Consider the following 23,800-nt stretch of genomic DNA (forward strand, 5'->3'; position numbering starts at 1 on the left):
ACGATAGCGTAAAATTAGTTTAAAGAATTCGAGGATGACACGATGTGGCAATTAGACGAAAAAAGTAAACGACCGATCTATCAGCAAATTATGGAACAGATCATTTCATATATCCAAAACGGACAGTTGCATCCGGGGGACCGATTGCCGGCTGAACGGACATTAGCAACATATTACGGTGTGAATCGTTCGACATTGGTTCATGCGTTAGCTGAATTGACTGCATTAGGGTGGCTTGATCGTAAACGCGGTAGTGGGACAGTGGTGAGTGAAGGCAAGTGGGGGCGTAGCGGGACGCCACGTGTGGACTGGCGCCAGCATTTTCGGCGTGAATTTCAACACCATGAACCATTTTTAACTAAAATGCACGCGTTACCGATTGCATTGGATTTATATTCTGGGGAGTTACCACTTGACTTGATTCCCGATTTTCAACTGCCAGCTTATACGTGGGAAGAATTATTATTGGAAGAAAAAAAGCAAGGACTGCATGGCTACCAACCGCTTTTGGAATTGATCTGTCAACGGCTGAAACAAGAAGAAGGATTGGGGCTTTCGACCGATCAGATCTTGATCACAGCTGGTGCACAACAAGCTTTGTTTTTGCTGTTGCAAGTGATGTTGCAAGCTGGGGATAGTGTGGCGATCGAGGATCCTTCGTTTTTATATTCGTTACCGATCTTTGAGGCGGCCGACATTTCACTGTATGGTGTTCCAATGGATGAAGCAGGAATCGAATTAGCAGCTTTGGAACAAATGATCGTGAGTAAAAAACTCAAACTACTGATCTTGAATCCGACGTTTCAAAATCCGACGGGTAAGACGATGGCAAAAAAACGCCGAGAACAGCTGCTTGCGCTTTGTCAAAAATATCAACTGCCGGTAGTAGAAGATGATGTCTTTAGTGAGCTGCGTTTTGGTAGTGTTCCGCCTGCTTTGAAAAAAACAGCTCCGCATCAAGTGATCTATTTAGGCTCACTGTCGAAATTATTTGGATCGTCCATCAAGATTGGTTGGATCGTCGCCGATCCTGAATTGATTCGCCGGTTAGCCGAGGCTAAGCAGACGCTGGATTTTTCCATCAGCGTTTTTCCCCAAGTCGTCGCGCATACGGCCTTGTTCGATCCGGCGTTTGAAAAAAAGCGGGCGATGCTAGTGACGGAATTAAAAAAGCGCGCAACTGCTTTTACCCAAGCGATGCAGCCGTTTTTGAGTGCTTGGGAGTATGAACCGATCGAAGGTGGATTGTATGCCTGGCTGACATTTCGGACGAAAAAATTGACTCGGAAAGATTGGCAACTTTTTTTAGACCGCCACATCGCGATCGCCCCCGCTTTTTTATTCAGTGAAGCTACTCAAGCGATGCGGATCAATTACACTCGGCTAGAAGCCAAAGAACGCCAACAATTTTTTGCGGTGTTAGCCGAGATCACTAAAATTTTAGGAGGACCATTAGATGAAAAATAAAGTGTTAGACCAATTGTTAGCGCATCGGACGTATCGAGAATTCGATGAAACGTATTCGATCAGTGAAAGTGAGCTGCAACAAATTTTAGCGGCGAGTCAGCAAGCTCCTAGTTGGATGAACGGTCAATTTTACAGTATTTTGTGATCCAAGACCGCCAACTCCGAGAAAAATTAGTGGCCTTAAATCCGAGTAACCCTCACATCTTAAAAAGTTCTGCTTTTTTGATCTTTGTGGCTGATTTGAAACGCACGGAAAAAGTCGCACAGCATTATGACAGAGCGTATCAAACAGAGATGAGTCTTGATCCGTTACTGACGGCGGTGACTGATACGGCGCTCGCACTAGAAAATGCGGTGGTCGCAACAGAAAGCCTCGGCCTTGGTTGTGTCGTAGTTGGTAGTCTGCGGCGCCAGATAGATCAAGTGGCGACGTTATTGAAGTTGCCTGATCACATGTTGCCACTTGCTGGTCTAGCCATTGGAAAACCGATCACCGAAATGAAAGTGAAACCGCGTTTACCCCAAAAAGTCGTCGTCCATTACGACACCTACCAAGACTATGACTATCAAGCAATTGAACAATACGATCAAACGATGGAAGCTTTTGCTGAAGCTCGTGAAACAAAACGCTGGAGTGTCAAATTTGCAGACTATTTTGCGGCTGAACCGAACTTTTTAGTTGATAAATTTATTCAAATGAAAAAAATCTACCAACCAAATAAAAAAGTTTGATTGACACGCTGGAAAAACTCCACTATAGTGTTCCTAGAAATTAAAAAAATATTGTTAGGTGAGGCTCCTATTTGGACATAAGCTGCTGCCGCAAAGGAATCGAGAGACTCCGAGCTGGTTGAACAGAGGTCATCGTGAAGGTGATCTTTAATGTAGCTGACAGTTTGTCTACGCCCTATAGTGCTAAAGCTCGACGATGATCATGAAAGTTCTACGCGCATGCTCATTTTTGAGTGTGCGCTTTTTGCTTTGCTAACAAAAAAGGTAGGTGAGGAACATGGATCATGAAGAGAGTCGACCGAGGAAAATTTTAAGCCCGCTGACACCGCTCAGCAAAACTAGGAGGAACTATCATGATGAACCGAAAAAACCTCATCACCAAAAAAGTTAATAAAGATGAGAACTTAAAAAAATTAGCTAAACTATCTGAACGTGATCTCTTTTTGAGTTTACGAACCTCGTTACAAGGACTATCGACTGAAGATGCTCAAGCTCGGTTAGAAGAATATGGTCCCAACGAAATCTCTGCGCAAAAGCCAACCCCTACGATCCTATTATTTTTGCAATCATTCAATGATCTCTTTGTTTATGTCTTAGCTCTTTTGATGGTCGTCTCACTGTTGACTGCTGATTTCCAAGCGGCGATCGTAATGGCAATCATGATCTTAGCTAGTGCGTTAATCACGTTCATCCAACAATACCGTTCGCAAAAAGCAAGTATCGAATTAAAAGAAATGATCGAAAACACCGCAGCTATCACTCGTGAAGGCGAGACCCACGAGATTCCAATGGATGAAGTCGTTCCTGGAGATATCGTAAATCTAGCGACGGGGGACATGATCCCAGCTGATACAGTATTGATTTGGACGAAAGATTTGTTTGTCAACCAGTCGTCTTTGACTGGTGAATCAATGCCAATCGAAAAATATGTGACCGGTGAAATCGGTGAAAACGAAACAGCGATCGATTTGCACAATTTAGTTTTTATGGGGACGGATGTTTTGAGTGGTCAAGGAAAAGGAATCATTTTAAAAACCGGCCAACAAACTTTTTTTGGGGACATCGCGCAAAATGCAACGACGAAACGCGGCAAGACGACGTTTGATATCGGTCTTGCTAAGATCAGTAAATTATTATTACGCTTGATCATGTTCTTGTTCCCATTAGTCTTTTTGATCAACGGGTTAACAAAAGGTAATTGGGGTAGCGCATTTTTCTTTGCGATCGCCGTAGCTGTCGGCTTGACTCCTGAAATGCTGCCGATGATCGTGAGTTCTAATTTGGCAAAAGGGGCCTTGACCTTATCAAAACACAAAGTGATCGTCAAAGAATTACCATCGATCCAAAACCTCGGCAGCATGGATGTTTTGTGTACGGATAAGACGGGAACGATCACCGAAGACCGCGTCGTGTTAGTCCAACACCTCGATCCGTTAGGCAATGAAAATAAACAAGTACTAGACTATGCGTATATCAATTCATCTTACCAAACGGGCTGGAAAAATTTGATGGACATCGCAGTGATCAATTATTATCATGATGAAAATCAGAATGTGCCCTTTGAACAGATCTACAAGATCGATGAGATCCCGTTTGACTTTTCACGGCGGCGGCTCACAGTAGTAGTGAAAGCGGACGAGCACCAAGTAATGATTACAAAAGGTGCGGTCGAAGAAATGGCATCGATCTGTAAAAATGTCGAGATCAATGGCAAGATTCTGCCCTTTACTCCTGAATTACGCGCCCAGTTGACTGAGGTCAATGAAAAAATGAACCGTCAAGGGATGCGAGTGATCACCGTTGCCGTCAAAAAAGATGCTCACAGTGAAGCGATCTATAGTGTTGCGGATGAAAAAGAAATGACCTTGATCGGCTTCATGGGCTTTTTAGATCCGGCTAAAGAAACGGCCAAACCCGCCATTGCCTCATTGCATAAACATGGCGTGACTGTTAAAGTTTTGACCGGTGATAATGCGATCGTAGCGCAAAAAGTTTGTCAAGATGTCGGGATCGAAGCCGAAAAATTTTTATTAGGTAATCAGATCGAAACGATGTCAACACAAGAGTTGCAACAAGCTGCTGAAGAAACTAATTTATTTGCTAAATTGAATCCGATGCAAAAAGCACGAATCATCGAAGCACTACAGACTAAAGGTCACACGGTTGGTTTTATGGGTGATGGGATCAACGACGCACCGGCACTGCGAAAAGCTGATGTTGGGATTTCCGTAGACACAGCAGCTGATATCACCAAAGATGCTAGTTCGATCATTTTATTGGAGAAAAGTTTGAACGTGTTGGAAAGCGGTGTGATCGAAGGCCGGCGAGTATTTTCTAATATGATGAAATACATCAAAATCACTATCAGTTCTAATTTTGGGAATGTCTTTTCGATTTTGATCGCCAGTGCGTTCCTACCGTTTTTACCGATGCTTTCGATTCAGTTGTTGCTACAAAATTTGATCTATGACGTAGCGCAATTAACGATCCCTTGGGACAATGTCGATGCGGAAGAACTCGTGGCGCCAACTAAATGGGAGACGAGTGGACTGTTGAAATTCACGGTTTGTATCGGGCCGATCAGTTCGATCTTTGATATTTTGACCTTTTTAGTTATGTGGTTTGTTTTTCATGCCGATACGATCCAACAGCAAAATTTATTCCAGACTGGCTGGTTTATGGTCGGGTTGACGACTCAAGCGTTAGTCGTCTTGATGGTTCGTTCGAGAAAAATTCCGTTTATCCAAAGTAAACCGGCGATCCAAGTTTTCAGTAGTTTATTTTTAGCTGTGATCTGTGGTGCTGCGATCGTGTTGTCTCCATTACGGGAACAATTTGATTTTGTGCAACTACCAGCAAGCTATTGGCTTTGGTTTGTCGGAATCGTAGCTGGTTATATGTTAGCCGTCCAATTCGGCAAGACGCTTTACATTAAAATCGCCAAAGAATGGTTATAAATTGTAACAGAACAGCAGAGATGTTGTTCTGTTTCTTTTTTTTGCTTGAAAAGTTTTTTTAAGCGGCGGATCGTCAATCGATTGAAGAGCGGTTTTGAGTGGATAAGCTTGAGTTGAAACCGCTTTTTAATCCGAAGTATGAGCTAGAAAAAAAGTTTAAATCAGTTTACAAAAACCAAACTCGCGCTGTTATTCACAAATGAGATCTCGCAAGCGCTTTTAAATCTTCATTTTCTAAATGCTTTTTGATTGTCTTTGAATGCTATTAATGCTATTTTAAATATGGAACTGCGTTTGCAGTAGTACAGATATGCGCGCTGTAACAGCGATTATTTTCAGCAAAGAGAGGAACGTGTAAGACATGGCGAAAAAAAAGAAAGCGATTGATTTTGCAGCCTTGCTAAAAGATGTTGGCAGTGATTTTCCAATGTATCAAGCAATCGATGAGACGGGGAAAGTAACAAATGAAGCGTTGATCCCTGATCTATCAGATGATGAATTAGTTGAATTAATGACGCAAATGGTGTGGTCACGAGTGTTAGATCAACGTTCGACTGCTTTGAACCGTCAAGGACGACTAGGCTTTTTTGCACCGACAGCCGGTCAAGAAGCAAGTCAATTAGCGAGCCATTTCGCATTTGAAAAAGAAGATCGTTTATTCCCAGGTTATCGAGATGTACCACAACTAGTTCAACACGGGTTGTCATTATCAGAAGCCTTTTTATGGTCTCGGGGACATGTGGCGGGGAATCTTTATCCTGAAGATCTACAAGCGATGCCACCGCAAATCATTATCGGCGCTCAATATGTGCAAGCCGCTGGTGTAGCGTTAGGACTTAAAAAACGCGGAAGTAAAAACGTCGCATTCGTTTACACTGGTGACGGCGGGACTTCTCAAGGGGATTTTTATGAAGCGATCAACTTTGCAGGTTCATACCATGCAAACGCTGTCTTTATCGTGCAAAATAATGGTTTTGCGATCTCAACCCCTCGAGCAAAACAAACTGCTGCTGAAACATTAGCTCAAAAAGCAGTTGCTGCAGGTATCCCAGGAATCCAAGTTGATGGGATGGATCCATTAGCGACTTATTACGTTTCAAAAATGGCTCGGGAATGGGCAGCTGAAGGCAATGGCCCTGTTTTGATCGAGACGGTGACTTATCGTTATGGTCCTCATACGTTGTCAGGGGATGACCCAACTCGTTACCGTTCAAAAGAATTAGATGATGAATGGCAGAAAAAAGATCCATTGATCCGTTTCCGTAACTATTTGACGGATAAGGGACTTTGGTCAAAAGAAAAAGAAGATGCCGTGATCGAACAAACAAAAGAAGAGATCAAACAAGCCATCGCAGAAGCCGATCGCGTACCAAAACAAAAAGTTTCTGATTTCTTGAAAAATATGTTTGAAGTTCAACCGCAAAATATCAAAGAACAAATTGAATTCTATGAAGCGAAGGAGTCGAAATAATTATGGCACAAAAAACAATGATCCAAGCAATCACAGATGCCTTGGCTTTGATGCTGGAAAAAGATCAAGACGTGTTGATCTTCGGTGAAGATGTCGGGAAAAATGGTGGGGTCTTCCGAGCAACACAAGGTTTGCAAGATCAATTTGGTGAAGAACGCGTCTTTGATACGCCACTAGCTGAATCAGGGATCGCCGGTCTAGGTTTTGGTTTGGCGCTAGAAGGTTTTCGACCCGTTCCTGAGATCCAATTTTTCGGCTTTGTCTTTGAAGCAATGGACGAAATCGTGGGTCAAATGGCTCGGACACGTTATCGGATGGGTAATACTCGGCATTTACCAATCACGGTCCGCTCGCCATTTGGTGGCGGTGTGCACACACCAGAACTGCATTCAGATAATTTAGAAGGCTTGATGGCACAAGCACCAGGTTTACGTGTAGTCATCCCTTCAAATCCTTATGATGCAAAAGGTTTATTGATCGCGTCGATTCGGAACAATGATCCAGTCGTCTTTTTGGAACATATGAAATTATATCGTTCGTTCCGGGAAGAAGTGCCAGATGGGATCTATGAAGTTCCTTTAGATAAAGCGGCTGTGACTCGAGAAGGTAGTGATGTGTCCATCATTGCTTATGGTGCAATGGTTCGAGAAGCGATCAAAGCGGCGGACAATCTTGCAAAAGAAAACATCAACGCAGAAATCATTGACCTTAGAACGGTGGCACCTTTGGACATCGATACGATCATTAAATCAGTTGAAAAAACTGGCCGCGTCGTGATGGTCCAAGAAGCACAAAAACAAGCCGGTGTTGGGGCGCAAGTCGTCTCTGAGATCTCAGAACGAGCGATTTTATCGCTTCAAGCACCGATCGGTCGAGTTTCGGCTCCCGATACGATCTTCCCATTTGGTCAAGCGGAAGGTATTTGGTTGCCAAATGCTGCGGATATCGAAGCGAAAGTGAAAGAGATCGTTGAATTTTAAAAAAAGGAGCGAATAAAGCATGGCTTATCAATTTAAATTGCCGGATATCGGTGAAGGAATCGCAGAAGGTGAGATCGTTAAATGGTTCGTCAAGCCAGGCGACACCATCAAAGAAGACGACACCTTGCTAGAGGTCCAAAACGATAAATCCGTGGAAGAAATTCCCTCCCCGGTAACTGGGACAGTCAAAAACGTTTTAGTTCCAGAAGGGACGACCGCTCATGTAGGCGATGTCTTAGTTGAGATCGATGCATCCGGTCATGAAACGGAAGCAACACCCGCACCAGCTGAATCACAAACACCGGCTTCTCCAGCAGCTGAACCTGTGGCCAGCGAGAGTAGTAACGGTGATGGAAATGACGTTTATCAATTCAAATTACCAGATATTGGCGAAGGAATCGCAGAAGGTGAGATCGTTAAATGGTTCGTTAAACCAGGCGACACCATCAAAGAAGACGATACTTTGCTAGAAGTTCAAAATGATAAATCGGTAGAAGAAATTCCTTCACCGGTAACTGGGACAGTCAAAAATGTTTTAGTTCCAGAAGGGACGACCGCTCAAGTTGGCGACGTCTTAGTTGAGATCGATGCACCAGGACACAACAGCGCGCCAAGTGCTAGCGCTAGTTCTACTACTCCGCCTGAAGCGCCAGCTAAAGCTGCAGCGGCTCCTACAACGGGTTCAGTCGTTCAAGCTGCTGATCCGAATAAACGAGTCTTAGCAATGCCATCGGTTCGACAATATGCACGAGAAAAAGATGTTGACATCACACAAGTCACTGCAACAGGTAAAGGTGGTCGTGTAACCAAACAAGACATCGATAACTTTACAACGAGTGGTGGACAATCTGAAGCGGCTAAAAATCCGTTCATGCAAGAAAAAATTCCAGCTCAAACATCTGCAGCTACAGCCGAAACACCAGCGGCTCCTGCAGCAGCACCTAAACCTTATGTTTCTGATATGGGTGAAGCTGAAACAAGAGAAAAAATGACACCGACGCGAAAAGCAATTGCAAAAGCGATGGTCAATTCGAAACATACCGCGCCTCACGTTACGCTTCATGATGATGTGGAAGTCTCAAAACTTTGGGATCATCGGAAGAAATTCAAACAAGTCGCTGCTGATAATGGTACGAAATTGACGTTCTTGCCATATGTCGTCAAAGCTTTGACTGCAACTGCGAAGAAATATCCAGTCTTGAATGCGTCGATTGATGATGCTAACCAAGAAATTGTCTACAAACATTACTACAACATCGGGATCGCAACAGATACCGACCACGGACTTTATGTTCCAAACGTAAAAAATGCAGATACTAAAGGGATGTTTGCAATTGCAGACGAAATCAATGAAAAAGCAGCTAAAGCGCATGATGGTTCACTGAAACCAGATGAGATGCGGAATGGAACGATCACGATCTCAAATATCGGTTCCGTTGGTGGCGGTTGGTTCACACCTGTGATCAACTATCCAGAAGTTGCGATTTTAGGTGTTGGAACGATTAAACAACAACCAATCGTTAATGCAGACGGTGAATTGGCAGTCGGTCGTGTGATGAAACTTTCCTTGAGTTTTGATCACCGAATCGTTGATGGGGCGACAGCACAAAAAGCTATGAACAACATCAAGCGTCTCTTGGCTGACCCTGAATTATTACTAATGGAAGGATGATTAGATCATGGTAGTTGGAGATTTTGCCATTGAATTAGATACAGTAGTCATCGGTGCCGGACCTGGCGGTTATGTAGCCGCTATACGCGCCGCTGAGATGGGACAAAACGTTGCCATCATTGAGCGAGAATTTATCGGTGGTGTTTGTTTGAATGTTGGGTGTATTCCCTCAAAAGCCTTGATCTCAGCCGGTCACCATCTCCAAGATGCATTAGATGGTTCGACTTTTGGCGTCAAAAGTAAAGGTGCCGAATTAGATTTTACAAAAACTCAAGAATGGAAAGACAAAGAAGTCGTCAACAAATTGACTTCAGGTGTCAAATTTTTATTGAAAAAACATAAAGTCGAGATCATCGAAGGCGAAGCGTTCTTTGTTGATGACCATACGCTACGTGTGATCCATCCTGATTCCGCCCAAACGTATACTTTTAACAACGCGATCATTGCAACGGGTTCACGGCCAATTGAGATTCCTGGCTTTAAATTTGGCGGTCGGATCTTAGACTCGACGGGCGGTTTGAATTTAAAAGCTGTGCCAGAAAAATTCGTTATTATCGGCGGTGGTGTCATCGGAGCAGAACTTGGTGGCGCGTATGCTAATTTGGGCGCTCAAGTTACGATCTTAGAAGGCTCACCTCAAATCTTACCAACCTATGAAAAAGATATGGTCAAGATCGTAGAAGACGAATTTAAGAAAAAAGGAATCACGACAGTCACCAACGCGATGGCTCGTGAAGCAGTCGATAATGGGGATAGCGTCACGATCCATTATGAAGTGGACGGCAAAAAAGAAAGTATCGACGCTGACTATGTGATGGTCACAGTCGGTCGCCGCCCAAATACGAATGATATGGGCTTAGAACAAGCTGGGATCGAACTGGGAGAGCGCGGCTTGATCAAAGTCGACAATCAAGGTCGAACGAATATTCCGAACATCTTTGCGATCGGGGATATCGTGCCAGGCGCAGCCTTAGCTCATAAGGCTAGTTATGAGGCGAAAATCGCCGCAGAAGCGATCGCGGGTAAAAAGGTAGCAGTTGACTACAAAGCAATGCCAGCCGTTGCTTTTACGGATCCTGAACTTGCTTCTGTCGGAATGACGATCAAAGAAGCGAAAGACGCTGGACTCGAAGCAAAAGCATTTAAGTTTCCATTTTCTGGTAATGGTCGTGCCTTATCATTGGCAAAAACTGAAGGCTTCATTCGTTTAGTGACGACTGTTGAAGACAATGTTTTGATCGGTGCTCAAATCGCCGGAGTGGGTGCGAGTGATATGGTTTCTGAATTATCACTTGCGATCGAGTCCGGGATGAACGCAGAAGATATCGCATTGACGATCCATCCACATCCATCACTAGGTGAGATCGTAATGGATGCTTCTGAACTAGCTTTAGGATTACCGATCCACATTTAAAACTTAAATGGAACACGAAGCTGAGTGTAGAGACACTCAGCTTTTTTTGTTACACTTAAGAAGAGATTGGAGAGAAAAAATGGACAATTATAGTTATCCGCTAGACCCCGATTGGACAAAAGCTGAATTATTGATCGTGATGGCTTTTTTGACGCAAGTCGAGACGGCCAATGAATCAGGTGTTGATAAAGCAGCTTTTTTAGCGAGTTACCGTGAGTTTAAAACAGTAGTAAAAAGTATTGGTGAAGAAAAAAAACTAGATCGTGAATTTGAACAAGCGAGCGGTTATTCAATTTATAAGACCGTCCAAGCAGCACGTCAAACGAATAAAAAGCGTGTAAAACTAACAAAGTAGGTGTAAAAATGGAAAAAGAAATCATTAAATGGATCTATGAAGCAGCCGAACTGATCAAATCAAAGATCGGGGATCATTTACAAGTTGACCATAAGACTGGCCGAACGGACCTAGTGACGAATGTTGATAAAGAAGTTCAAGAATTTTTAGTCGCTAAGATAAAACGATTTGATCCACATGCGTTGATCTTAGGTGAAGAAAATGGCCAAGATACTACACCGATCGATCACGGAAGAGTCTTTGTGATTGATCCAATCGATGGGACATTGAATTTTGTTTATCAGCGGGAAAACTTTTGTATTATGATCGCAGTTTACGAAGAAGGTGTCGGTCAGTTAGGGTTTATTTATGATGTTATGGCTGGAGATCTTTACTGGGGTGGGCCAAAGATCGGCAAAGTTTTTTGTAACGACCAAGAGCTGGCACCGGTTAAAGACCAGGGCTTGGCAGATGGTCTGATCGGTATGGGGATCGGTCTTTATGCTCATTCGACCGAGCTGCAAAAAATCGGCGAGCGTTCGATGGGCGTGCGCGTATTAGGTTGTGCCGGTCTAGAGATGATCGCCATGTTGAAAGGCCAGCAGCTTGCCTATATCAGCTTGCTGAGTCCATGGGATTATGCACCAGGAAAAATCATGATCGAGCAATTAGGGATGGTGACAAGCGGAGCGAATCAACAGCCGTTGAAATTTTCTGGTCGTGAGTTATTTTTTGGCGCAACTAAACAAGTAATGGCACAGATCGACGCTGATAAATAAGACACTTTAATTAGCAAGTTATTAAGAATTTTGTCATTTTCTGAAAAGTTGAAAATGTTTTACTAACACTTGGCAACAATATCTGTTATAATTGTCAATCGAGTGAGTCTCTCGCAAGAAGAAAAGGAGCAATGACAGTGAAATACAGAAAAGATATTCGTAACGTTGCCATTATCGCCCACGTTGACCATGGGAAAACGACGTTAGTTGATGAAATGTTGAAACAATCAGACACCTTAGACAGCCACGTGCATTTACAAGAACGGGCTATGGATTCAAACGCCTTGGAAAAAGAACGAGGCATTACCATCTTAGCCAAAAATACGGCTGTAAACTATAAAGATTACAAGATCAACATCATGGATACCCCAGGACACGCGGATTTCGGTGGTGAAGTGGAACGGATCATGAAAATGGTCGATGGTGTTTTACTAGTCGTTGATGCTTATGAAGGAACGATGCCCCAAACACGGTTCGTTTTGAAAAAAGCTTTAGAACAACATTTGACTCCGATCGTAGTCGTTAATAAGATCGACAAACCATCTGCTCAACCAGAAGTGGTCGTGGATGAAGTCTTAGAATTGTTTATCGAATTAGGTGCGGATGACGATCAATTGGATTTCCCAGTGATCTATACTTCCGCTTTGAATGGGACTTCTAGCTTATCAGAAGATCCAGCAGATCAAGAACATACGATGGCACCTGTGTTTGATACGATCGTTGAAAAAATTCCAGCGCCCGTTGACAATAGCGATGAACCATTACAATTCCAAGTTTCATTATTGGACTACAATGATTATGTTGGTCGGATCGGGATCGGCCGGATTTTCCGAGGGAAGATCAAAGTTGGTGACCAAGTTTCAGTTATGAAACTCGATGGTTCCGTGAAAAATTTCCGCGTGACGAAGATCTTTGGTTTCTTCGGCTTGAAACGTTTGGAAGTTGAAGAAGCAAAAGCCGGTGACTTGATCGCGTTATCCGGGATGGAAGATATTTTCGTTGGTGAAACGGTGACGCCAGTCGATCACCAAGATGCTTTGCCGATCTTACACATCGATGAACCGACATTGCAAATGACGTTCTTAGTGAACAATTCACCGTTTGCGGGTCGTGAAGGAAAATATGTGACTTCACGTAAAATCGAAGAACGTTTGATGTCAGAATTACACACCGATGTTTCATTACGGGTCGAACAAACGGATTCACCTGATGCATGGACTGTTTCTGGTCGGGGCGAATTGCATTTGTCGATCTTGATCGAAAATATGCGTCGTGAAGGCTATGAATTGCAAGTATCTCGGCCAGAAGTTATTGAAAAAATAGTCGATGGTGTGAAATGCGAACCGTTTGAACGCGTTCAAATCGATACGCCGGAAGAATATATGGGTTCAGTGATCGAAGCATTAGGTATGCGAAAAGCTGAGATGCAAGACATGATCCATGCTGGGAATGGTCAAGTACGCTTGATCTTCTTAGCACCAGCTCGAGGCTTGATCGGCTTCTCAACTGAATTTTTATCAATGACTCGTGGTTACGGGATCATGAACCATACCTTCGATCAATATTTACCAATGTTATCTGGTGTGATCGGCGGTCGTCGTAACGGGGCTTTAGTTTCTGTTGATGCCGGAAAAGCAACGATGTACTCAATCATGAGTGTGGAAGAACGCGGAATCGTCTTTGTTGAACCGGGAACTGAAGTTTATGAAGGCATGATCGTTGGTGAAAATGCTCGTGATAAAGATCTAGGTGTCAATATTACAAAAGCAAAACAAATGACTAACGTGCGTTCAGCTAATAAAGACCAAACGTCCGTCATCAAAAAACCACGGATCTTAACGTTAGAAGAATCATTAGAATTTTTGAATGATGATGAATACTGCGAAGTTACACCGGAAAGCATTCGTTTGAGAAAACAAGTCTTAAACAAAGCGGAACGGGAAAAAGCAGCGAAAAAACGTAAAAATTAGAATAATTAGTATGAGACCAACTTCATTTGTGAGGTTGGTCTTTTTTTGAAAGTTGCGGCTTCAACTCGTAGCAGCTGAGATATAAACGATGTAGCAGTATAAATTTTAAAGTTTCACACAGGGTTAATGTTTCACACGAGGCGCCTAAAAAATCCGCAGTGGGATAAGCTTTATTTTTCATTCATAAAAATCAAAAAAAAGCTAGCCTTAGTTTGCTTGTGCAAAACTTAAAAATCGAACAAAAGGTTCAAAAAAGTGTTAGGGAATCAGATTTTTTACCGTTTTATTTTTTATCTATGCTATAATATTGAAATTAAGGATAGGAGGTCAGCAAAATGGAATCTGTATCTTCTGATTTTGCAATCGAAGTGTTAAAAAAGGATGCGCAGCGCATCAAGATGCTGATCCAAAATCAGCATAACAGCCTTTGTATCTCTCAGTGCAAGGCATTTGAAGAAGTGGTGGACACTCAGATGTACGGCTTTTCGCGACAGGTATTTTTTGCGGAGCGGATCGGGTTGTTGACCGAAGAAGAAGGCCACCAGATGTTAAGTGATTTGGAAGGCGACTTAAACCGTTTGTATACGGAATTATATGAAAATCGTTACGAGTCTAACGAATCCCACAAGGAGGCTTAATCCTTGCCGAAGTTACAAAAGCGTCATTTTATTGATTATAGTATTTTGATCCCGTATTTGATTTTGTGTGGGGTCGGGTTGATGTTCGTCTATAGTTCGACTTCTTATATGCTGATCATCAACGAACAGAATCCTGCTAGTCTTGTATTGAACCAAGCTATTTTTTGGGCGATGAGTTTAGTGATTATCAGCTTGATGTATAAGATGAAGACCGATGTATTAAAAAGCCAACGACTGATCGTTTTTTTTACGTTAACGATCTTCTTACTTTTGATCATCGTGCGTTTTGTAGGGACCGAGGTCAACGGAGCCAGAGGTTGGATCCGGATTGGTCCTTTTAGTATGCAGCCAGCTGAATATTTGAAGATCATGGTGATCTGGTATTTAGCGTACATCTTATCCAAACGACAATTCACGATCCAACAAAATTTTTGGACGGATATGAAACGACCGTTAGGCTTAGTCTTTGTAATGATCTTTCTCGTTGCAATCCAACCTGATATGGGAAACGCCGCGATTATTACATTACTGGCGGTGATTTTGCTGTTAGCTAGCGGTGTCAATTGGTTTTATAGCGTGATTGTCGGAGTTAGCGGAATCGTCGGAAGCACTTTAGCGATCATGTTGATCTCGCGACTCGGTTCACTGTTAATCCCAGAACGGTTTCAATATATCGTCAGTCGTTTTGAAAGCTTTCAAAATCCTTTTAAGTTTGAATTGGATCAAGGGCATCAGTTAGCCAATGGATATTATGCTATGTATAATGGCGGCTGGTTCGGACGCGGACTAGGGAATAGTATCCAGAAAAAAGGTTTCTTAAGTGAAGCACATACCGATTTTATTTTCTCGATCGTAATGGAAGAAGTGGGTTTGATCGGAGCATTGATTATTTTAGGTCTGTTGATCTTTATGATCTGCCGGATCTTTTTAGTCGGCATCCGTTCGAAAAAAACTTTTAATTCATTGATCTGTATCGGGATCGGAAGTTTGTTTTTACTGCAAGTCTTTATCAATTTAGGTGGTTTACTAGGTTTGATTCCGTTGACGGGGATCACGTTTCCATTTTTGAGTCAAGGTGGGAACAGCCTGCTTATTTTATCTGTCGGTGTAGCGTTTGCGCTCAATATCAGTGCCGACGAGAAACGAACAAAACTTGCTTTAGAATATGAATATTTAAAAAGTCAGGGGTAACGTTTATGAAAAAAGTTTTAGTAGCTAACCGTGGCGAAATCGCCACTCGCGTGTTTCGCGCGTGTACCGAATTAGGGATCAAGACAGTCGGAATCTTTGCTGAAGAAGACGCGTATTCTGTTCATCGCTTCAAAGCCGACGAAGCCTACCTTGTCGGAAAAGGAAAAAAACCGATCGATGCATATTTAGATATTGAAGATATTTTACGAGTGGCAAAAGAAGCACAAGTCGACGCGATCCATCCTGGTTATGGCTTTTTATCAGAAAATTTGGAATTTGCTCGTCGGTGTCAAGAAGAAGGTATCACGTTTGTCGGACCTACTCTTCATCACTTAGATATTTTTGGTGATAAGATCAAAGCAAAAACTGCCGCTTTAGAAGCTGGTATCGCGTCGATCCCAGGCTCAGATGGACCGGTGGAAAGTATTGATGAAGTCTTAGCTTTTGCGGCAACGCATGAGTATCCGATCATGATCAAAGCTGCCCTTGGTGGAGGCGGACGCGGGATGCGGGTCGCACATGATGAAAAAGAAGCACGGGAAGGCTATGAACGCGCCAAAAGTGAAGCTAAAGCTGCTTTTGGGAGTGATGAAGTTTACGTTGAAAAATATATCGGTAACCCGAAACACATCGAAGTCCAGATCTTAGGCGATACCCACGGGAATGTGATCCATTTGTTTGAACGAGATTGTTCAGTGCAACGCCGCCACCAAAAAGTTGTGGAAGTTGCGCCGTGCGTATCGTTAGCACCTGAATTACGTCATGAGATTTGTCAAGCAGCAGTCCAATTGATGAAGCACGTGGGCTATGTCAACGCAGGAACAGTCGAATTTTTAGTTGAAGGCGATAAGTTTTACTTTATCGAAGTCAATCCGCGAGTCCAAGTGGAACATACGATCACCGAGATGATCACGGATATCGACATCGTAACGAGTCAATTATTGATCGCACAAGGCAAAGATTTGCACAAGGAGATCGGCTTGCCAAAACAAGAGGAGATCATTTTGAGTGGGGCAGCGATCCAATGTCGGGTGACCACAGAAGATCCGTTGAATGGCTTTATGCCAGACACGGGAAAAATCGATACATATCGTTCACCTGGTGGTTTCGGCGTTCGGCTAGATGTTGGTAATGCCTATGCGGGTGCGGTAGTTTCGCCTTATTTTGATTCGCTCTTAGTTAAAGTGTGTACTCATGGATTGACCTTTGAACAAACGATCCAAAAAATGCAACGCTGTTTGAAAGAATTTCGGATTCGGGGAGTCAAAACGAATATCCCGTTTATGCACAATGTGATCAGTCATCCGATTTTTCAATCAGGTGATGCCAAAACGACTTTTATTGACAACACGCCAGAACTATTTGAGTTTCCGCGGATTCGTGATCGTGGGAATAAAACGATGCGCTATATTTCTGAGATCACTGTCAATGGTTTTCCAGGCATTGAAAAGCAAACGAAGATTTTCCATGAACCACCGCGTTTACCGCAAGAGTTAGAACCACGTTCATTGAAGACAGCGAAAAATATTTTAACCGAAGCTGGTTCCAAAGGGGTCATTGAATGGATCAAAGCTCAAGACAAAGTATTGTTCACTGATACGACTTTCCGTGATGCCCATCAAAGTTTATTAGCAACTCGAGTGCGGACGCATGACTTTTTAAAGATTGCACAAAAAACGGGTGAAGCGATCCCTGAATTATTTTCCAGCGAGATGTGGGGCGGAGCAACCTTTGATGTAGCTTACCGTTTCTTAAGCGAAGACCCTTGGAAACGACTACGATTATTACGCAAAGCAATGCCGAACACGTTGATGCAAATGTTATTCCGTGGCTCCAATGCGGTCGGATATTCCAACTATCCAGACAACGTGATCCAAGAGTTTATCAAAGTGGCGGCTGAGCAAGGAATCGATGTCTTCCGAATTTTTGATAGTTTGAACTGGATTCCGCAAATGGAAAAAAGTATTCAAGCAGTGAAAGATACGGGTAAGATCGCTGAAGCAACGATGTGTTATACTGGCGATATTTTAGATCCGACGCGCAAAAAATATAATATCGACTACTACAAACAAATGGCAAAAGACCTGGAGAGTGTCGGAGCAGATATCATCGCGATCAAAGATATGGCGGGACTTTTAAAACCGCAAGCCGCTTATGAATTGATTAGTGAATTGAAAGCGACGACGGATTTGCCGATCCACTTGCATACCCATGATACAGCTGGTAACGGGATCATCACGAGTTCGGCAGCAGTCAAAGCGGGAGTGGATATCGTAGACGTTGCGATCAGTGCCATGAGTGGTGCGACGAGTCAGCCAAGTTTAAGCAGTTTGTATTATGCACTAGAAAATGGTGACCGTGCGCCTGAGATCAGTATGGCTAATGTTCGTCAATTGAATCATTATTGGGAAGATGTTCGGCCGTATTATCGGAGTTTTGAAAATGGGATCGTTGCAGCGCAAACTGAAGTTTATTTGCACGAGATGCCAGGCGGTCAATATTCAAATCTGCAGCAACAAGCAAAAGCAGTCGGACTAGGTGATCGTTGGGATGAGATCAAACAAGTCTATCATGATGTGAATATGATGTTTGGTGATATCATCAAAGTTACCCCATCTTCAAAAGTCGTTGGAGATATGGCTTTGTTCATGGTTCAAAATGATTTGACTGAAAAAGATATTTATGACCACGGCGATGAGCTGAGCTTTCCAGATTCTGTCGTTAGTTTCTTCCAAGGCGAATTGGGACAACCGGTCGGCGGCTTTCCGAAAAAATTACAACAGATCATCTTACAAGGTCGGCCAGCGTTACAAGAGCGTCCCGGTGCTTTAGCAGAACCAGTGAATTTTGAGAAGGTCAAACAAGAGCTGGCTGAATTAGTTGGATTTGAGCCAAGTAAAACCGATGTGTTAAGTTACTTGATGTACCCACAAGTCTTTTTAGATTATCAAAAAGGGTATACGCAATTTGGTGATGTGACACTACTTGATACTCCGACTTTCTTCCAAGGAATGCGGTTAGGTGAAACGATCGACGTCCAGATCGAAAAAGGAAAGATCTTGATCATTCGTTTAGACGAGATCGGTGAAGCAGATATTGAAGGCAATCGGACATTGTTCTTTAATTTAAATGGTCAGCGGCGTGAGATCGTAGTAAAAGATGCTTCGATCAAAAGTGCAGTTCAAACTAAACGCAAAGCTGAGCCGACTAATCGCGAACAGATCGGGGCGACGATGTCTGGATCAGTCTTGAAAGTCTTGGTAAAAAAAGGCGATCATGTTGAAAAAGGGCAACCGCTTTTAGTAACTGAAGCGATGAAGATGGAAACTTCGATCGATGCTCGATTTGTCGGAGAAGTCGATCATGTCTATGTTTCTGAAGGAGAAGCGATTGCATCTGGTGATCTATTGATCGAAGTCAAAGAAAAATAAGGGAGGCGCCATGAAACGTGCGATTGGTTTTATCAGTATCTTTTTATGCGTATTGATCGGATACTATATCCAACCGATCTTGTTTCCCCCGGCAACGCCGACTGTAAAAAAAATTCCGGAGCAACCGCTGCGGCACCATGCCTTAAAATATGAGCAAATCCCAGCAACGGGGTTTGCTCCTTTTATCGGGCAAAGTGTGGCACAATTTGAACAGACATTTGGTCTAGCAGAAAAAAGCGAACCCAGCGGATTCTTTTTTGAAACGCGTTTTTATTCGCTAGCGACGGGACGTTTAGCCGTCAACAGTGAAGAAGGCGTGGTCGTTGGGATCAATGTCGTAGCTAAGTCAGAACCGAAAGTGGCACCTTTTACCTTTGGCATGACCAATGAACAGCTATTTGCCAATATGAACTTGTCAGCGAATTTTGGCGTCACATATGATGAAGAACCCGTAGCGATTGTATTGAGTGAAGATGATATGCGGGCACGGCCGTTGATCGCGTTTAACAATCAAAGTTTTGCGATCTTGTTTTTTGATGCGCAAACGAAAAAGCTAGCGGCCATCACGTATTTAGATTTAGAGATGTTGCTACGTTTGATGCCGTATCAAATCAATAGCGGGAATCCGTTGTCGTATCGGATGCAAGATACGTCACAAGATTGGCAGCAGATCGATCAGACGACGCAAGTTCATTTGACAGAATTGATCGATGCCTATCGACAGACTAAACGGTTGCCTAAAAATCAACAGACTGCCGGAGCTGAAACGGCGAGTCACCAGTTGTTACAAAATTTTCTACAACAACCAGCTGCGGTGTTATCCAAGTCCCGCTTAGAGGAATGGCAAATGGATCAGACGGCACACTTAGTCAACGATGATTTTTATTTGACGCCAGCAGAATTCAAAAAGTTAGCCCAGACTGAAAAGATCAAGTACCAAGCAGGCTTTTTTTATTCGCCTGTGATCGATCCGTTTTTCTCGTTTTATTATTGGTGCAGTGAGCCGGCGCAAGTTGCTTTGTTCAATGGTCGAGCTGAAAACTTAGCGGTTGCAGTCGATCAACAAAATGTGCTAGTCTTAAAGCAGGAATTTGAAGAAACTAAAGGAAGTGACCGGCCATGATCTATAATGATGCGTTGTTTAAATTAGAAGATCTCAGCCATGATTTGATTGCAGCGGTCTTAAAAAGTCCGGTTTATCAAACGTATCTCGCCACCCAGCAAGCATTGAGGAATTCTCAGGTCGCGCAACAGCTGAAAAATGATTTTTTAACCCAACAAGCAGCTTTTGAAAAGCTCGCAGCCTACGGGAAGTATGCACCAGGCTATAAAAAAGCTCAGCAAGCGCTGTTTAAAGCGAAACGTTCATTAGACTTGCAACCGGAAGTCGCGGCCTTTAAAATGGCTGAGACGGAGTTACAACAAGTCTTAGATGCGATTACACAGACGCTTGCTGAAACGGTTTCGCCGGAGATCAAAGTCGCTTATGGGAATCCGTTTGAAAAAAGTCAGCATTGTAAGGGGAATTGTCATGGATAATACAGAATTTCAGATCCAAAAACGCCGTGGGATAATCGTTTGGGTCTATTCATTGAAACAATTAAAAACGTTGAAACGATATGGTTTGATCCATTACGTATCCCGTAAGATGAAGTATGTCGTACTTTACGTCAATGAAGAAGAGGTTGCTTTGACGCTAGAAAAATTACAACACTTGCATTTTGTCCGGCAAGTCGAGCAATCTTATCGTCCAGATATCGCGATGAACTTTGCGGAACGGATCGGGACTAAAGCCGCGTACCAAGTAAAAGACGAAGATGAATTAGATGTCGCAAATACGAAGATCCGTTTAGCTGAAACAGTCTAATGAGGATGAAAAATGTCTGATTTGATTCAAACATTTTTCATCTTTTTTGATTTTAAAAAGGGTATAATAAAACAGATCAATCGTTGATGGAGGGAAATAAGATGCGAGTAGTGGCAGGAGAATTTGGTGGCCGCAAATTAAAAAGTCTGGCCGGGAAAAATACCCGTCCGACGACTGATAAAGTCAAAGGTGCGATTTTTAATATGATCGGTCCGTATTTTGCTGGCGGGACTGCTTTAGATTTATTTGCTGGAAGTGGTGCGCTAGGGATCGAAGCAGTCTCGCGCGGGATGGAGCGCGCTGTTTTAGTTGAAAAAAATTATCGAGCATTGGAGATCATCCGGGAAAATGTTGCGGTGACTAAGGCCGAAGCCCAGTTTACGTTGCTGAAGTTGCCGGCTAATCAAGCGCTGAAACAATTAAAAACTGCTGGAGAGAAGTTTGATTTGGTCTTACTTGATCCTCCTTACGCCAAACAAGAGATCGTAGCACAGATCGAAGCGTTGATCGCAGATGAATTGTTGAGTGAGGCAGCAGTGATCGTCTGCGAGACGGATCAAAAAATCGAGCTACCTACAATGATCGGACCATTCCAACAAAAAAAACGGAATGTTTATGGTATCAGTGCGGTGACCATTTATGAACGGGAGGATTAAAATGAAAAAAATCGCTTTGTTCCCAGGCAGCTTTGATCCGTTGACGATGGGGCATTTAGATACGATTGAGCGAGGCGCAAAATTGTTTGATGAGTTGATCGTGGGCGTCTTTCTCAATACGAGTAAAAAAAGTTATTTCACGGCGAGTGAGAAGTTGGCGATCGTCAAACGATCAGTGGCTCATCTGCCAAACGTTAAAGTGATTGGTCAAGAACAAAAATTGACGGTGGAAGTTGCTAAAGAATGCGGCGCTCACTTTTTATTACGCGGAATCCGCAGTGTGAAAGATTACGAATATGAAAAAGATATCGCAACGATGAATCACCATTTAGCACCAGACTTAGAAAGTGTCTTTTTACTGGCTTCACCGCAATACAGTCATATCAGTTCCAGTATTTTAAAAGAAGTCATGGCATTTTCCGGTGATGTGGCCGATTATTTACCACAGCCGGTCTGTGAAGCCTTAGAAAAGAAGCGTGATCAAGATGAAAAATAAAAAGAATTTAAAAAAACTTTCAATCGTCTTCTTATTGCTGGTGATCGTAGCTTGTTTGATCGTACCGATTCCTTATTACATTGAAGAACCGGGAGCGACGATCGATTTGAAAGATTTGATCACAGTTGATGGGAAACAAGATGAGCAAAAAGGCTCCTTTAGTTTGACTTCAGTCGGCGTACGGCGAGCGACAGTTTTTACAGCTGCTAAAGCACAGTTCAAACCGTTTGAAGAAGTGATCTCGGCTAAAGAATTGACAGGCGGTTCTAGTGATCAAGAATATGAACAGATGCAGCAATTTTTTATGGAGTCTTCGCAAAATACCGCGATCGAACAAGCGCTTAAATTAGCCAAACGACCGTATGAATTGAACTATCAAGGTGTGTATGTTTTAGGCGTGGAGAAAAATTCTAATTTCCGCGGAAAAGTCGAAGTCGGCGATACGGTCACTAAAGCGGATGGGAAAAGCTTTAAGAGTAGCGAAGCGTTTATGAAATATGTCAAAGGTCAAAAAGTTGGTCAAACGATGAGCATCACTTATGTCCAAGCTGGAAAAACGAAAAAAGCGACCGGCAAGTTGATTCGCTTACCGACTGATAAAAAGCCGGGGATCGGGATCACATTGACCGATCACACTGAGATCAAAGCGGATCAGAAGGTGACTTTCCATACCGAAGATATCGGCGGACCATCAGCAGGGTTGATGTTTACCTTGGAAATTTATGAACAGTTGACTGGTAAAGATTTGCGACACGGACAAAAGATCGCGGGGACTGGGACGATCAGTTCGACAGGCGAAGTCGGCCGAATCGGCGGGATCGATAAAAAAGTCGCCAGTGCAGCAGCTGACGGAACAAAGATCTTCTTTGCTCCGAAAGATAAAATTACCAAAGATATGAAAAAGGCTGACCCTTCCATTAAAACAAATTACGCGGAAGCAAAAGCAGCTGCTAAAAAGTTAAAAACCGATATGAAAATCGTACCTGTTACGAGCGTTCAAGATGCGTTGGATTATCTCAATCAACTAAAATAAAGTAAAAGTCGAGCCAAGTCGCTCGGCTTTTTTTGCGTAGCTTTTTTTAAAGGAGGGAAGTTATGCCAGAACAATTAAAAAAACCGGTCGTCTTATTGGGGGCGGTGATCATGGTGGTGGTCGCAGCATTTTTTCTACTGAAGCGTCCGGCAATTGAACGTGCTGCACCTGCTAGTGAGTTGGCTTTTTCAACTAGTCAGTCAACGGTGGCGACTACAGAAACGAGCAGCGCTGAATTATTTGTGGATGTGAAAGGAGCCGTCAATCACGGTGGGATGTACCGTTTAAAAGCGGGCATGCGTTTAATGGATGCGATCGAATTAGCTGGCGGTTTTACTGCGGAAGCCGATCAGACCCGGATGAACTTTGCTAAACTTTTGATAGACCAAGAAGTGATCTATGTTCCGAAAGTCGGGGAAGCTGTACCAGAACAATTAGCAGCACCACCTGATCCGACAGGAAGTGTGACGGGCGGCGACCCGGCAACTAGTGAAGGTGGTAAAATCAATTTAAACACAGCAGATGAAAAGCAGCTTCAAGAACTATCAGGTATCGGCGAAAAAAGAGCACAAGATATTTTGAAGTACCGTGAAGAAAACGGCAGCTTTCAAGCGGTAGAAGATTTGACAAAAGTTTCAGGTATTGGTGAAAAGACACTTGAGAATTTAAAAGATTCTATTACAATAAAGTAAAAACAAAAAACGAGGTAATC

At 43.1% G+C, this 23,800-nt stretch carries 19 protein-coding genes, 1 pseudogene and 1 riboswitch; all 20 genes and pseudogenes read left to right on the forward strand.

The window, feature by feature from the left end; all coding sequences use genetic code 11:
• Window positions 1–42: 42 nt before the first annotated feature.
• The 20 genes and pseudogenes from GVJ38_RS02805 to GVJ38_RS02900 all read left to right on the forward strand — a co-directional run bounded on the left by GVJ38_RS02805 (window position 43) and on the right by GVJ38_RS02900 (window position 23,780).
• The gene (locus GVJ38_RS02805) at window positions 43–1,467 is read left to right on the forward strand and encodes an aminotransferase-like domain-containing protein (protein ID WP_159721654.1); all 1,425 of its coding nucleotides are present in this window, start codon (window positions 43–45) and stop codon (window positions 1,465–1,467) included.
• Window positions 1,457–2,199: pseudogene (locus GVJ38_RS02810) on the forward strand (nitroreductase family protein). The gene GVJ38_RS02805 and the pseudogene GVJ38_RS02810 overlap by 11 nt, the downstream one beginning before the upstream one ends.
• Window positions 2,200–2,242: 43 nt before the next feature.
• Window positions 2,243–2,407, forward strand: a riboswitch (M-box (ykoK) riboswitch).
• Between the two features lie 145 nt (window positions 2,408–2,552).
• Entirely contained in the window at window positions 2,553–5,156 is a 2,604-nt protein-coding gene (gene mgtA / locus GVJ38_RS02815; RefSeq protein WP_159721655.1) for a magnesium-translocating P-type ATPase, read from the forward strand.
• Between the two features lie 361 nt (window positions 5,157–5,517).
• Complete coding sequence (pdhA, locus tag GVJ38_RS02820; RefSeq protein ID WP_159721656.1) at window positions 5,518–6,627, forward strand: pyruvate dehydrogenase (acetyl-transferring) E1 component subunit alpha; 1,110 nt, start codon at window positions 5,518–5,520, stop codon at window positions 6,625–6,627.
• Between the two features lie 2 nt (window positions 6,628–6,629).
• Window positions 6,630–7,607 carry an alpha-ketoacid dehydrogenase subunit beta gene (locus GVJ38_RS02825; RefSeq protein WP_159721657.1) on the forward strand — a complete coding sequence of 326 codons (978 nt, stop codon included), beginning with the start codon at window positions 6,630–6,632 and terminating at the stop codon, window positions 7,605–7,607.
• 19 nt (window positions 7,608–7,626) lie between these two features.
• Window positions 7,627–9,279 (forward strand): dihydrolipoyllysine-residue acetyltransferase, encoded by a 1,653-nt coding sequence (locus tag GVJ38_RS02830; protein WP_159721658.1) that lies wholly within the window; start codon window positions 7,627–7,629, stop codon window positions 9,277–9,279.
• 7 nt (window positions 9,280–9,286) lie between these two features.
• A complete protein-coding gene (gene lpdA, locus GVJ38_RS02835) occupies window positions 9,287–10,693 on the forward strand; it encodes a dihydrolipoyl dehydrogenase (RefSeq protein WP_159721659.1) in 1,407 nt (468 codons plus the stop codon).
• 79 nt (window positions 10,694–10,772) lie between these two features.
• Complete coding sequence (locus tag GVJ38_RS02840; RefSeq protein WP_159721660.1) at window positions 10,773–11,048, forward strand: UPF0223 family protein; 276 nt, start codon at window positions 10,773–10,775, stop codon at window positions 11,046–11,048.
• A gap of 8 nt (window positions 11,049–11,056) precedes the next feature.
• A complete protein-coding gene (locus tag GVJ38_RS02845) occupies window positions 11,057–11,806 on the forward strand; it encodes an inositol monophosphatase family protein (protein WP_159721661.1) in 750 nt (249 codons plus the stop codon).
• Between the two features lie 137 nt (window positions 11,807–11,943).
• On the forward strand, window positions 11,944–13,776 hold the full coding sequence (gene typA / locus GVJ38_RS02850) for a translational GTPase TypA (RefSeq protein ID WP_159721662.1): 1,833 nt from the start codon (window positions 11,944–11,946) through the stop codon (window positions 13,774–13,776).
• 335 nt (window positions 13,777–14,111) lie between these two features.
• Window positions 14,112–14,414: a YlaN family protein gene (locus tag GVJ38_RS02855; protein WP_159721663.1), complete on the forward strand. Its 303-nt coding sequence runs from the start codon at window positions 14,112–14,114 to the stop codon at window positions 14,412–14,414.
• A gap of 3 nt (window positions 14,415–14,417) precedes the next feature.
• On the forward strand, window positions 14,418–15,605 hold the full coding sequence (locus GVJ38_RS02860) for an FtsW/RodA/SpoVE family cell cycle protein (protein WP_159721664.1): 1,188 nt from the start codon (window positions 14,418–14,420) through the stop codon (window positions 15,603–15,605).
• A 5-nt stretch (window positions 15,606–15,610) separates the two neighbouring features.
• Window positions 15,611–19,036: a pyruvate carboxylase gene (locus tag GVJ38_RS02865; RefSeq protein WP_159721665.1), complete on the forward strand. Its 3,426-nt coding sequence runs from the start codon at window positions 15,611–15,613 to the stop codon at window positions 19,034–19,036.
• Between the two features lie 10 nt (window positions 19,037–19,046).
• On the forward strand, window positions 19,047–20,159 hold the full coding sequence (locus tag GVJ38_RS02870; protein ID WP_159721666.1) for a CAP-associated domain-containing protein: 1,113 nt from the start codon (window positions 19,047–19,049) through the stop codon (window positions 20,157–20,159).
• Entirely contained in the window at window positions 20,156–20,575 is a 420-nt protein-coding gene (locus GVJ38_RS02875; RefSeq protein WP_159721667.1) for a YlbF family regulator, read from the forward strand. Before GVJ38_RS02870 ends, GVJ38_RS02875 begins: the two co-directional genes overlap by 4 nt.
• Window positions 20,568–20,903: a YlbG family protein gene (locus GVJ38_RS02880; RefSeq protein ID WP_159721668.1), complete on the forward strand. Its 336-nt coding sequence runs from the start codon at window positions 20,568–20,570 to the stop codon at window positions 20,901–20,903. The genes GVJ38_RS02875 and GVJ38_RS02880 overlap by 8 nt, the downstream gene beginning before the upstream one ends.
• 101 nt (window positions 20,904–21,004) lie before the next feature.
• Window positions 21,005–21,559, forward strand: coding sequence for a 16S rRNA (guanine(966)-N(2))-methyltransferase RsmD (gene rsmD / locus GVJ38_RS02885; protein ID WP_159721669.1), 555 nt, complete (start codon window positions 21,005–21,007; stop codon window positions 21,557–21,559).
• A gap of 1 nt (window position 21,560) precedes the next feature.
• A complete protein-coding gene (gene coaD / locus GVJ38_RS02890) occupies window positions 21,561–22,055 on the forward strand; it encodes a pantetheine-phosphate adenylyltransferase (protein WP_159721670.1) in 495 nt (164 codons plus the stop codon).
• Window positions 22,045–23,088 carry a SepM family pheromone-processing serine protease gene (locus tag GVJ38_RS02895; protein WP_159721671.1) on the forward strand — a complete coding sequence of 348 codons (1,044 nt, stop codon included), beginning with the start codon at window positions 22,045–22,047 and terminating at the stop codon, window positions 23,086–23,088. The genes coaD and GVJ38_RS02895 overlap by 11 nt, the downstream gene beginning before the upstream one ends.
• Window positions 23,089–23,150: 62 nt before the next feature.
• Complete coding sequence (locus GVJ38_RS02900; RefSeq protein ID WP_159721672.1) at window positions 23,151–23,780, forward strand: helix-hairpin-helix domain-containing protein; 630 nt, start codon at window positions 23,151–23,153, stop codon at window positions 23,778–23,780.
• The last annotated feature ends 20 nt before the right edge of the window (window positions 23,781–23,800 follow it).

The sequence above is a fragment of the Enterococcus sp. CSURQ0835 genome (genome assembly GCF_902706605.1).
Taxonomy (GTDB): domain Bacteria; phylum Bacillota; class Bacilli; order Lactobacillales; family Enterococcaceae; genus Enterococcus_A.

Bases quoted from the DNA above. Each gene is read 5' to 3' on its own strand.
- GVJ38_RS02805 (WP_159721654.1), top strand. From the start codon at position 43: ATGTGGCAATTAGACGAAAAAAGTAAACGACCGATCTATCAGCAAATT.
- mgtA (WP_159721655.1), top strand. From the start codon at position 2,553: ATGATGAACCGAAAAAACCTCATCACCAAAAAAGTTAATAAAGATGAG.
- pdhA (WP_159721656.1), top strand. From the start codon at position 5,518: ATGGCGAAAAAAAAGAAAGCGATTGATTTTGCAGCCTTGCTAAAAGAT.
- GVJ38_RS02825 (WP_159721657.1), top strand. From the start codon at position 6,630: ATGGCACAAAAAACAATGATCCAAGCAATCACAGATGCCTTGGCTTTG.
- GVJ38_RS02830 (WP_159721658.1), top strand. From the start codon at position 7,627: ATGGCTTATCAATTTAAATTGCCGGATATCGGTGAAGGAATCGCAGAA.
- lpdA (WP_159721659.1), top strand. From the start codon at position 9,287: ATGGTAGTTGGAGATTTTGCCATTGAATTAGATACAGTAGTCATCGGT.
- GVJ38_RS02840 (WP_159721660.1), top strand. From the start codon at position 10,773: ATGGACAATTATAGTTATCCGCTAGACCCCGATTGGACAAAAGCTGAA.
- GVJ38_RS02845 (WP_159721661.1), top strand. From the start codon at position 11,057: ATGGAAAAAGAAATCATTAAATGGATCTATGAAGCAGCCGAACTGATC.
- GVJ38_RS02855 (WP_159721663.1), top strand. From the start codon at position 14,112: ATGGAATCTGTATCTTCTGATTTTGCAATCGAAGTGTTAAAAAAGGAT.
- GVJ38_RS02865 (WP_159721665.1), top strand. From the start codon at position 15,611: ATGAAAAAAGTTTTAGTAGCTAACCGTGGCGAAATCGCCACTCGCGTG.
- GVJ38_RS02870 (WP_159721666.1), top strand. From the start codon at position 19,047: ATGAAACGTGCGATTGGTTTTATCAGTATCTTTTTATGCGTATTGATC.
- GVJ38_RS02875 (WP_159721667.1), top strand. From the start codon at position 20,156: ATGATCTATAATGATGCGTTGTTTAAATTAGAAGATCTCAGCCATGAT.
- GVJ38_RS02880 (WP_159721668.1), top strand. From the start codon at position 20,568: ATGGATAATACAGAATTTCAGATCCAAAAACGCCGTGGGATAATCGTT.
- rsmD (WP_159721669.1), top strand. From the start codon at position 21,005: ATGCGAGTAGTGGCAGGAGAATTTGGTGGCCGCAAATTAAAAAGTCTG.
- coaD (WP_159721670.1), top strand. From the start codon at position 21,561: ATGAAAAAAATCGCTTTGTTCCCAGGCAGCTTTGATCCGTTGACGATG.
- GVJ38_RS02895 (WP_159721671.1), top strand. From the start codon at position 22,045: ATGAAAAATAAAAAGAATTTAAAAAAACTTTCAATCGTCTTCTTATTG.
- GVJ38_RS02900 (WP_159721672.1), top strand. From the start codon at position 23,151: ATGCCAGAACAATTAAAAAAACCGGTCGTCTTATTGGGGGCGGTGATC.